Annotated in this window: 1 protein-coding gene and 1 pseudogene; one reads left to right on the top strand and one right to left on the bottom strand. The window is 65.7% G+C overall.

Annotation, left to right across the window (positions count from 1 at the left end; genetic code table 11):
* The coding region (locus ACP5E6_RS19090; protein ID WP_427957078.1) for an anhydro-N-acetylmuramic acid kinase at window positions 1-1043 on the bottom strand (1043 nt) is incomplete at its 3' end.
* Window positions 1044-1116: 73 nt separating this feature from the next.
* Here ACP5E6_RS19090 and ACP5E6_RS19085 point away from each other — a divergent pair.
* Window positions 1117-1506, top strand: a pseudogene (locus ACP5E6_RS19085) (hypothetical protein); the annotation flags it as partial.

The following is a 1506-nucleotide window of genomic DNA, read 5'->3' as shown; positions in this document are numbered from 1 at the left end:
CCACCTGGCATCGGTGCCGCCACCCCGGTGGTCGTCGGCAGCGACAGCGGCAAGCCGCGCAGCGTCCGCACCGCCAGGAATCCGAAACACTGCGCTTCCAGCGCGTCCCCCTCCCAACCCACCGTCTCGACCGGCGCCACCGGCACCTTAAACCATGTCTGCAACGCCCTCATGATCGCCCGATTATGCCGCCCGCCGCCGGCCACCAATACGCGCAACGGCACCTGCGGCAGTGGCGCCGCCGCAATGGACGCCGCGGTGAATGCCGCCAGAGTTGCGGCGCCATCGGCCGGGCTCAACCCCGCCGTCACGGCCTCGACCAAGGCGGAAAAATGCAACCGATCGAGCGATTTCGGTGCCGGACGCCCGAAATATCCATCCGCCATCAGCCGCGCCAGCCGAACCTGGTCCACCACGCCGGCGGCCGCCAGCGCCCCATCCCGATCGAACGCCGCCCCGGTATGAAGCCGCACCCAATCATCGAGCGGTCCATTGCCCGGCCCGGTGTCGCACGCCAGCACCGTCCCGTCCGCGCCGAGAAACGTGATATTCGCAACCCCGCCGATATTCACCACCAGCAGCGGCTTGGCCAGATCGGCTGCCATCGCCGCATGGAACAGCGGCGCCAGCGGCGCCCCCTCGCCACCCGCCGCCACATCGGCGCCGCGAAAATCGAACGCGACCGGCAGCCTCACCTTATGCGCCAGAAGCGCGGCATCGCCGATCTGCCAACTCCGCCCGCGCGCCGGATCATGCAGGATGGTCTGCCCATGAAACCCGACGATCTCCGCCCGGCACGCCAGCATCGCCACCGCCTCGGCATGCCGATCCGCCACGATCCGCCCCACCGCGATCACTTCGGGATCATCCGGAGCCAAACCCGCCGCCGCCGCCAGCAACCGCCGCAGCCGCAGCCGCAACCCATCCTCGAACATCAGCGCAGCCGTCTTGCCGGTCCGCGTCACAACCTCGCCATCCGTCTCGACCACCGCCGCATCGACCCCGTCGAGCGACGTGCCGCTCATTAACCCGATTGCAATCATTTCACCCTATTGAAAGCCCTGGCGACCCACATCCAATCATGACGACTTACGAGAGGCTGATGAAAATAGCGATATGAGCGGACGAGCGCGGCGCCACCTCCCCGATGCCCTGACCCGGGACGTGTCACCGAAACGCGCCGCCCCCTGGGTCCTCCTGGGCGCGCTATCGCCATTCTGGCTCAACTACGCCCGCTCGCTGACCCACGTCCTGATCGTCGCATTCATCGGGATTTCGCCGTGGCATCACGCCGTGTCGTCGGCAGACATCGGTAATGATTTTCTAGTGTTCTGGCCGGTCGGTCATTTGGCAACAACCGCTAATGCCGCCCGCATCTACGATCCAGCGTGGTTCGCGTCATGGCAATCGTCTCATCTGATGACGCACATCCCGGCCTATCTACAATTCTTCTATCCACCGCCAACCATTCTTTTGACACTGATAGCGGCACCGTTCGGCTTCATG

The sequence above is a fragment of the Acidiphilium sp. genome (assembly GCF_049977125.1).
GTDB lineage: Bacteria > Pseudomonadota > Alphaproteobacteria > Acetobacterales > Acetobacteraceae > Acidiphilium.
Note: the sequence above shows the minus strand (reverse complement) of the source record. Positions and strands in the feature narration are given on the sequence as shown.